This is a genomic window from Herbaspirillum lusitanum P6-12 (assembly GCF_000256565.1).
In the GTDB taxonomy this organism is placed as follows: domain Bacteria; phylum Pseudomonadota; class Gammaproteobacteria; order Burkholderiales; family Burkholderiaceae_D; genus Herbaspirillum; species Herbaspirillum lusitanum.
This window is the reverse complement of the sequence record NZ_AJHH01000590.1, coordinates 1-8048: the sequence shown is the minus strand read 5'-3', so window position 1 is coordinate 8048 and position 8048 is coordinate 1. Positions and strand designations below refer to the sequence as shown.

The following is an 8048-nucleotide window of genomic DNA, read 5'->3' as shown; positions in this document are numbered from 1 at the left end:
CGCGCGCGCGCGCGCGCGCGCGCGGCGACTTCTGCGCTGAGTTCTTCCAGCATGCTGTTGAGCAGCTTGGCGAAATAGATGCGATAAGTTGCTTCCATGTATTTGATTCGACGGATTTTCCGCATGGCATTCCTTAGGTTGTTGACAAGATTTCAGGACCATCTCTGATGATCGGTGCCGGAGTATAACGCAATGGGCCGGTGCAGCCCCTCAAGCTGCCGGCGCAGCAGCTTGCCGACCATGCTGATCACGGTCAGACCCACGATCACGAAGAAGATCGCCATCGGCGTCAGGCTGTGGAACGGCACGAAGCCGGCCAGTCCCATCATTAGCGACGACACCAGCAACAGCGCGAAGCCGAGGATCGCGCTGGTCAGTCCGGCAATGTGCGGGAAGATCGAATTGCCCTTGGCCATCAGCGTCGGATACATCGCCCCCGCGCAGAACGCCATGAACAAGACCGGCAGCGTCAGCGTCCACACCTCCAGACCGACCGTCAGCGCCAGGATCAGCATCACGACCGCCGCCCCCGTCATCACGCGCGCGCCGATGCGCAGGCGTTGTTCCGGCGTCGGCAGGCGCGGGTGATGAATCCGGTTCGAAATCCCGCCGAGGAAATACATCAGCCCGATCGCCAGCGCCAGGTAGCCGAAATAGGTCGGCGGCTTGTGCAGCGTCTCCTGCACCATGAAAGGGCCGACAATGTTGAACACCAGCAGGATGCTGTAGCACAGCCCTTGTGCAAGGAAGCAGCTCTGGAACACCGGGCTCCTGAGCACCATGCCGGCGTTCCTGAGCAGCGTCTTCGGATGCAGATGCACAGGCTGTTTCAGCGTCTCCTTGTAGCGCGACAGCACCGCCCACATCACGAAGGAATAGATCAGCAGGAAGGTCAGGCACGAGCGCCAGCCGAACCCGGTCTGCAGATGCGCGCCGATAACCGGCGCCAGGATCGGCGCCAGCCCCCAGGCGATGGCCATGTAGGTGAACGCATGCATCAGCGCGATGCCGGAGAAGGAGTCGGTGATGATCGCCTTGGCCAGCAGGTTGGTGGCGGCGATGCCGAAGCCTTGCAGGCAGCGTGCGAGGATGAAGGTTTCCAGGTTGTTGGCCGCCAGCGTCAGCAAACAGCCGGCGGTGAACATGGCCAGTCCCAGGATCAGCATTGTCTTGCGGCCATAGGCATCCGCCAGCGGTCCGAAAAACAGTTGGCCGAAGGCGTACGCCATCAGGTAGATCGTCACGCTCGACTGGATCGCCTGCGCCGAGGTCTGGAAATACTGCGCCATCGTCGGCAGCGCCGGGACGTAGATATCGATTGCCAATTGGCCCGCAGAGGCCAGCATGCAAATGAAAAAGATGAGAAAGCGCGGGTGGTTCGCGGTGGTATTCATGAAGAGGGACAGCCGGAGGAAGGGTGAAAACCCTCTATTGTGACGGCTTGTTGAAGTCTCTGCTGGGGACCGGCAGGATGAGAAAACTTGCATGCCCGGTCGCGAGCACGAAACATCATGGCCGGTCGTTGCGATAGCGTAGCCGGGAAGAAAAAAAGGATGCCGTATTCAACGACATCCTTTTTCTTTGCTGCTTCAACGCTCAGCGTTCAGGCGATTACGCCACTGCGGCCAGCGCCGTCGCTTTCAGCTTCGACTCCAGCGCCTTGCCCTTGCGTGCGCGCTTGCCGATGTGCAGCGCCAGCGCTACCGCCGACAGCGTGACGTCCTGCGCCTTGCCGCCGCGGCCGGTGCCGGACACCAGCACGCCCTTTTGCGTGATCGCTTGCGCGGCCAGCAGCTTCTCGTTCTTCTCCAGTTCCATCAGGATCACGCCGCGGCCGCCGCTGGCCAGGGTCTTGATCTCGTCCAGGCCGAACACCAGCAGGCGTCCTTGTCCCGACAGGCAGGCAATCGCGCTGGCGCCGGCCGGCATCGGGCGCGGCGCCAGCGGCAGGTCGCCTTCGTCCAGCGTGATGAAGGCCTTGCCGCCCTTGACGCGGCTGAGCATGTCGCCGACCTTGGCCGTGAAACCGTAACCGGCGTCGGAGGCCAGCAGCATCTGCGTATCGACCGGACCGGCGAAGTAATGCAGCAGGTTATTGCCGTTGCCGAGGTCGACCAGCGTGGTGATCGGCACACCGTCGCCGCGCGCGTTCGGCAGCGAGTTGACGCCGACCGTGTAGATGCGGCCGTTGGAGCCGAAGCCCAGCAGGTTGTCGACGGTACGGCACTCGAACGCGCCGTACAGGCCGTCGCCGGCCTTGAAGGTGAATTGCGTTGCATCGTGACCGTGGCCGCCGCGTGCACGCACCCAGCCCTTTTGCGAAATGATGACGGTGACCGGTTCGTCGATGACCTTTTGTTCGAGCACGGCTTTTTCGGCTTCTTCGATCACGGTACGGCGGGCGTCGCCGAATTGCTTGTCGTCGGCTTCGATTTCCTTGATGACCAGGCGCTTCATCGAGGCCGGATTGTCGAGCAGGTCCTGCAGCGTCGCTTTCTCGTTGCGCAGCTCGGCCAGCTCCTGCTGGATCTTGATGGTTTCCAGGCGCGCCAGTTGGCGCAGGCGGATTTCCAGGATGTCTTCGGCCTGGCGGTCCGACAGCTTGAACGCTTCGATCAGCGCCGGTTTCGGCTCATCCGATTCGCGGATGATGCGGATGACCTTGTCGATGTTGAGCAGGATCGCTTCGCGGCCTTCGAGGATGTGGATGCGGTCTTCGACTTTTTGCAGCTTGAACTGGCTGCGGCGCGTGATGGTGACGAAGCGGAACGCGATCCATTCGCCGAGGATGTCGGCAAGACCCTTCTGGCGCGGACGACCGTCGCCGCCGATCATCACGAGATTGATCGACGAGCTGGTTTCCAGGGAGGTCTGGGCCAGCAGCGTGTTCATGAATTCGGTCTGGTCCTGGTTTTTTGACTTCGGTTCGAACACCAGGCGCACCGGCGCTTCGCGGCCCGACTCGTCGCGCACGGCGTCGAGCATGGCCAGGATGCTTTGCTTCTGCGCCTGCTGTTCCGGCGTCAGCGTTTTCTTGCCGAGCTTGATCTTCGGATTGGTCAGCTCTTCGATTTCTTCCAGCACCTTCTGCGACGACACGCCCGGCGGCAATTCGGTGATGACCGCCTGCCACTGGCCGCGCGCCATGTCTTCGATCTTCCAGCGCGCGCGCACCTTGAGGCTGCCGCGGCCGCTCTGGTAGATTTCGGCAATCGTCGACGGCGGCGTGATGATCTGGCCTCCGCCCGGGAAGTCCGGACCGGTGATGTGGGTCATCAGCTCTGCGTGCGTGATCTTGGGATTGCGGATCATCGCGACGGCGGCGCGCGCCACCTCGCGCAGATTGTGCGACGGGATTTCGGTGGCCATGCCGACCGCGATGCCGGAGGCGCCGTTGAGCAACAGGAAGGGCAGGCGCGCCGGCAACAGTTTCGGCTCTTCGGTGGAGCCGTCGTAGTTGGGCTGGAAGTCGACCGTGCCCATGTCGATTTCGTCGAGCAGCAATTTGCTGATCGGCGTCAGGCGCGCTTCCGTGTAACGCATCGCTGCGGCGCCGTCGCCATCGCGCGAACCGAAGTTGCCCTGGCCGTCGATCAGCGGATAGCGCAGCGAGAAGTCCTGCGCCATGCGAACCAGCGCGTCGTACACCGACTGGTCGCCGTGCGGATGCAATTTGCCGAGCACGTCGCCGACCACGGCCGCCGATTTGCGCGGCTTGGCGGTGGCGTTCAGGCCGAGTTCGTTCATCGCGTACAGGATGCGGCGCTGCACCGGTTTCTGGCCGTCGGCGACGTCGGGCAAGGCGCGGCCCTTGACTACCGAAATGGCATAGTCGAGATAGGCGCGCTCGGCGAAGGTCGACAGCGTCAGCGATTCGCCGTCGGGTGGTGCAGGTTGTTCAAACAGGTTGGCTTGTTCAGTCATGTGGCTGGGTTGCGTTCAAGTTCAGGTGATGGTTATTCGATCGAGGTCGGTGGCGGCATGCTGCGCCGGCCCGGCAGGATGATTTCGACGCGGCGCGGTTTGCTGGCATCGGCGTTGCCGGCATTGTTTCCTGCGTTGTTGCCTGCGCCCGGTTGGTACAACTGGTAGAACTGCGCCACCAGCTGGACGTAATTGCGGGTTTCGGGATACGGCGGAATCTGGTTGTTGTACTTCTGTACGGCGCGTTCGCCGGCATTGTAGGACGCGATGGCCAGTTCAAGACGCTTCGGGAACAGCATCTGCAAATCGCGCAGGTAACGTGCCGCCAGTCGGATGTTGATCTTCGGGTCGGTCAGCTTCTGCTGGATGGTCTTGCGGCGGTCGCCCTGCACGCCATAGCGTTCGGCGGTCTCCGGCATGATCTGCATCAGACCGATGGCGCCTTTTGGAGATACGGCGGTCGGATTGAAGCCGGACTCGGCCGCCATGATCGCCTTCAGCAGGGCCGGCTCGACCGAGAACTCCTTCGCACTCTGGTCCAGCATGGCTTCATACTTTTTCAGGTTGGGATGCTGCAGCATCAGCTTCATCAGCGGCGACGACAGGTTTGCCTTGGTCTCGACGCCGGGCACGCCGCGGGCGATCTTGTCGGAGTCGAAGGTGGCGTCGCCGCGCATGAACAACTGGTAGCGCTCGTCAATCTTTTCGGTCGACACGTGCGCCACGCCGTCGGCGTCGATGTAGCCGTAGACGTCGGCGTGGGCGGGGACAGGGGCGGCCGTCAGCGACAGCGTCAGCGCAGCAGCCGCCGACAACGCTCCGGAACGGAGACGTTGCAAGAGGCTGCGGTTGCTGCTATTGCTGATGTCGTCAAAGGCGGCCATGTCGTCAATCTTAAATATCCGCTTCCGCTTCGTTGCCGTGCTCTTCGATCCAGGCGCGGCGCGAGGCGGCTTCGCCCTTGCCCATGAGCATGGTGAAGCGCGCGTCCGAGGCAATCTGGTCCAGCTCGCCCAAGGCGACCGGCAGCAGGCGGCGGGTATCGGGATTCATGGTGGTTTCCCACAACTGTTCCGCGTTCATTTCGCCCAGGCCTTTGAAGCGCGAGATGCTCCACGCGCCTTCCTTGAGGCCGTCCTTGCGCAGCTTGTCTTCGATCGCTTCCAGTTCGCCGTCGTCCAGCGCGTACAGTTTCTGCACCGGCTTCTTGCCGCGTGCGGGCGCGTCGACACGATACAGCGGCGGGCGGGCGATGCAGATGTGGCCGTGGTCGATCAGCTTGGGGAAGTGCTTGAAGAACAGCGTCAGCAGCAGCACCTGGATGTGGGAACCGTCGACGTCCGCATCGGAGAGGATGCAGATCTTGCCGTAACGCAGGCCGCTCAGGTCGGGCGTGTCGTTGTAGCCGTGCGGATCGACGCCGATGGCCACCGCGATGTCATGGATTTCATTGTTGGCGAACAGGCGATCGCGTTCGGTTTCCCAGGAGTTCAGGACCTTGCCGCGCAACGGCAGGATCGCCTGGAATTCCTTGTCGCGGCCCATCTTGGCCGAGCCGCCGGCGGAGTCGCCCTCGACCAGGAAGATTTCGTTGCGCGTGACGTCGCTGGATTCGCAGTCGGTCAGCTTGCCCGGCAAGACGGCCACGCCGGAGGATTTTTTCTTCTCGACTTTTTGCGCCGAGCGCAGACGGCTCTGCGCCTGCTTGATGACCAGGTCGGCCAGTTTCTTGCCGTATTCGACGTGCTGGTTCAGCCACAGCTCCAGCGCCGGGCGCGAGAAGGTCGACACCAGCCGCACGGCGTCGCGCGAGTTCAGGCGTTCCTTGATCTGGCCCTGGAATTGCGGATCGAGCACCTTGGCCGACAGCACGAAGGAGACGCGTGCGAACACGTCTTCCGGCAGCAGCTTGACGCCCTTGGGCAACAGCGAGTGCATTTCGACGAAGCTCTTGACCGCCGAGAACAAACCTTCGCGCAGGCCGGATTCATGCGTGCCGCCGGCCGAGGTCGGGATCAGGTTGACGTAGGATTCGCGCACCACGTTGCCTTCTTCGGTCCATGCCACCACCCACGCGGCGCCTTCGCCTTCGGCAAATCCTTCGGCGTCGGGGCCGGCGTATTGCTCGCCTTCGAACAGCGGGATCAGCGGATCGACGCTGGTCGACTGCGCCAGCGATTCCATCAGGTAGCCGCGCAGGCCTTGGTCGTATTGCCAGGTCTGCACGTCGCCGGTCTTGCCGTTGATCAGCGAGACCTTGACGCCCGGCAGCAGCACCGCCTTGGAGCGCAGCAGGCGTTGCAGTTCCTGCTGCGAAATGGTTGGCGAGTCGAAGTATTTGGGATTCGGCCACACTGAAACGCGGGTGCCGGATTTCTTGTCTTCGCGCGTGATCGGGCGCGACTTCAGCTTTTCGATCAGGTCGCCGTCCGAGAACGCCAGCGTATGGACGCCTGCTTCACGCCATACCGTGATTTCCAGGCGCGAGGCCAGCGCATTGGTGACCGAAACACCAACGCCGTGCAGCCCGCCCGAGAAGGCATAAGCGCCGCCGCTGCCCTTGTCGAACTTGCCGCCGGCATGCAGGCGGGTGAAGACGATCTCGACCGTCGGCACGCCTTCTTCCGGATGCAGGCCGACCGGAATGCCGCGACCGTCGTCCTCGACGCTGACGCTGCCGTCGGGATTGAGCGTGACCATGATGTTCCTGGCGTGACCGCCCAGCGCTTCATCGGAGGCATTGTCGATGACCTCTTGCAGGATGTGCAGGGGATTCTCGGTGCGGGTGTACATGCCCGGACGCTGTTTGACCGGTTCCAGTCCCTTGAGGACGCGGATGGATGATTCGCTGTAGTCGGACGGGGAAGTTTTTTTAGTTGCCATGCAGATGAGGGTCGAATCGAAAATCGGAAAATCAGGAAATCGGAGAATCAGGGTACGGCAGCCGGCCGTGCGCCGCCGAAGCTTTGCCAAATGCGCATTCTAATGAAAAATCGGCGGCGGCAGGAAGTTTGCAGGCAGCGTTTGTGATCGGTTTGACAACTGTTGCTGACGCGGTGATTTGTTTCCGCCAGGGAAAACTCGTTCAAACATGGTGTTATCGGTCTTATTGGTGTAATTTTCCCGCAACTTCAGGGGAGAGCGTGCATGAATTGCATTTTTGATCAGGTTTTGTGCACCGAAGACGGCAAGGAAAAAGATCTGCCCGATTCCGCCGGCTATCCTTTCTTTGCAACAATGACGGCGTACGGCATTGCCCTCACGCATTGCCCTCACTTTCGCCGCCCCGATAGACGCCAATGACGCCAGACCAGAATTTTTCATTTACCGACCTGCTGACGCAGCGCAACTCGACCCGCCGCTTTCTCGACCGGCCTTTGCCTGAAGGGATGCTGGCCGGCTTGCTGGCGCTGGCGCGGCGTGCGCCGAGCGGCGCCAATCTGCAGCCGGGCGAGTTCATTGCGCTGGAAGGCGATGCGCGGGCGCGCTTGTCGGCGGCATTGGTGGAGGCTTTCCGCGCAGGTCGGCAGGAGCCGGAAGACTATTCCTACTTCCCGCAGCCGATGCCGCAGTCCCTGCGTCGGCGCCAGGTCGCAGCTGCCAGGGAGCTGTACGGCGCCTTGCTGACCGGTCGCGACGATCGTGCCGGACGCGACCGGCAGTTCGAACGCAATTTCAATTTCTTCGATGCGCCGGCGGCGCTGCTGGTGACCATCGACGCGCGCATGGGCAGCGGTTGCTACATGGATCTGGGCATGTGCATGTACGGCCTGATGCTGGCGGCGGCTGCGCATGGACTCGGCAGTTGCGCCATCGGTGCGCTGGCGTCGTATCCGGGTTTGATCCGCTCGACGCTGGAGCTGGGTGACGAGAACTATATCGTGTGCGGTATTGCGCTCGGCTACGCCGATCCGGATGCAGCGGAAAACACCGTGAGAACCGAACGCCTGAAGCCGGAAGAATTTTTCAGGACCTTGCGCTAGCAGTCTTCAGCAACGCTCGACAACGGCCGCCGCACCGAGGCCGCCTGCCGCAGCAATCGCCGCCAGTCCCAACGCACCGTGCGGCGCCTGCAGCTGCATGTCCGCCAATAATCTCACCAGGCTGATCGCGCCCGATGCACC

The 8048-nt window shown here is 62.4% G+C and carries 6 protein-coding genes; 1 reads left to right on the top strand and 5 read right to left on the bottom strand.

Features of this window, described 5'->3' with window-relative positions:
- Window positions 1-152 precede the first annotated feature (152 nt).
- The 5 genes from HLUSI_RS0119445 to HLUSI_RS32895 all read right to left on the bottom strand — a co-directional run bounded on the left by HLUSI_RS0119445 (window position 153) and on the right by HLUSI_RS32895 (window position 7248).
- Complete coding sequence (locus HLUSI_RS0119445; protein WP_016835538.1) at window positions 153-1394, bottom strand: multidrug effflux MFS transporter; 1242 nt, start codon at window positions 1392-1394, stop codon at window positions 153-155.
- Window positions 1395-1611: 217 nt separating this feature from the next.
- Complete coding sequence (parC, locus tag HLUSI_RS0119440) at window positions 1612-3924, bottom strand: DNA topoisomerase IV subunit A (RefSeq protein WP_016835537.1); 2313 nt, start codon at window positions 3922-3924, stop codon at window positions 1612-1614.
- 32 nt (window positions 3925-3956) lie between these two features.
- The gene (locus tag HLUSI_RS0119435; RefSeq protein WP_016835536.1) at window positions 3957-4808 is read right to left on the bottom strand and encodes a lytic transglycosylase domain-containing protein; all 852 of its coding nucleotides are present in this window, start codon (window positions 4806-4808) and stop codon (window positions 3957-3959) included.
- Window positions 4809-4818: 10 nt separating this feature from the next.
- Window positions 4819-6807 carry a DNA topoisomerase IV subunit B gene (locus tag HLUSI_RS0119430; protein ID WP_016835535.1) on the bottom strand — a complete coding sequence of 663 codons (1989 nt, stop codon included), beginning with the start codon at window positions 6805-6807 and terminating at the stop codon, window positions 4819-4821.
- Between the two features lie 99 nt (window positions 6808-6906).
- The gene (locus HLUSI_RS32895) at window positions 6907-7248 is read right to left on the bottom strand and encodes a hypothetical protein (protein WP_157137923.1); all 342 of its coding nucleotides are present in this window, start codon (window positions 7246-7248) and stop codon (window positions 6907-6909) included.
- Between HLUSI_RS32895 and HLUSI_RS0119425 the strand changes: the two genes are divergently transcribed.
- The gene (locus HLUSI_RS0119425) at window positions 7224-7907 is read left to right on the top strand and encodes a nitroreductase (RefSeq protein ID WP_016835534.1); all 684 of its coding nucleotides are present in this window, start codon (window positions 7224-7226) and stop codon (window positions 7905-7907) included. The two genes, HLUSI_RS32895 and HLUSI_RS0119425, sit on opposite strands and share 25 nt — an antisense overlap.
- The last annotated feature ends 141 nt before the right edge of the window (window positions 7908-8048 follow it).

What these genes read in the sequence shown, in the direction of transcription:
- HLUSI_RS0119445 (WP_016835538.1), bottom strand. Translation starts at nt 1,394, where the DNA reads ATGAATACCACCGCGAACCACCCGCGCTTTCTCATCTTTTTCATTTGC.
- parC (WP_016835537.1), bottom strand. Translation starts at nt 3,924, where the DNA reads ATGACTGAACAAGCCAACCTGTTTGAACAACCTGCACCACCCGACGGC.
- HLUSI_RS0119435 (WP_016835536.1), bottom strand. Translation starts at nt 4,808, where the DNA reads ATGGCCGCCTTTGACGACATCAGCAATAGCAGCAACCGCAGCCTCTTG.
- HLUSI_RS0119430 (WP_016835535.1), bottom strand. Translation starts at nt 6,807, where the DNA reads ATGGCAACTAAAAAAACTTCCCCGTCCGACTACAGCGAATCATCCATC.
- HLUSI_RS0119425 (WP_016835534.1), top strand. Translation starts at nt 7,224, where the DNA reads ATGACGCCAGACCAGAATTTTTCATTTACCGACCTGCTGACGCAGCGC.
- HLUSI_RS32895 (WP_157137923.1), bottom strand. Translation starts at nt 7,248, where the DNA reads ATGAAAAATTCTGGTCTGGCGTCATTGGCGTCTATCGGGGCGGCGAAA.